1 protein-coding gene is annotated in these 399 nt (G+C 35.6%); it reads right to left on the bottom strand.

Annotation, left to right across the window (positions count from 1 at the left end; all coding sequences use genetic code 11):
- Nucleotides 1-224 (bottom strand): hypothetical protein (locus GOU96_RS18380; RefSeq protein ID WP_267784456.1); only part of this gene is annotated, 224 nt, incomplete at its 3' end.
- Nucleotides 225-399 lie beyond the last annotated feature (175 nt).

Below are 399 nucleotides of genomic sequence, written 5' to 3'. Positions count from 1 at the left end.
CGACGCTCCAACAATTGTTGCCAATGTTCATGGCTTAGCGCATTTTTCGGAATGTAAATACTACGTTTCTGCATAGTCTCTTCAAAATATGAGATCTTTATGGTTGAGCCTATTCCTAACGGCAGAAAGTTATACAACAAAGTTACATCGCACGCTAAACCTTTGAAAAATAACTGCCCACCTAATATTTTTAGAGAGCCTTGCCGAAACTTATTCCATAACATAAGGATCCTAGTAGCTGCACCACAACACATTATTAATGTAAGTAATTGTATCCATTGATGATTACCACTTGAAAGCCAATATAAGACAAGCCACAAAAACACGATATAAGTGAGCTCTGTGAACACATATCTGTACATATTCAATCTAATGTTATTATTCATTTTTTCTACCTAG

The organism is Vibrio sp. R-1 (genome assembly GCF_035615595.1).
GTDB classification, from domain to species: Bacteria; Pseudomonadota; Gammaproteobacteria; order Enterobacterales; family Vibrionaceae; genus Vibrio; species Vibrio cholerae.
Note: the sequence above shows the minus strand (reverse complement) of the source record. Positions and strands in the feature narration are given on the sequence as shown.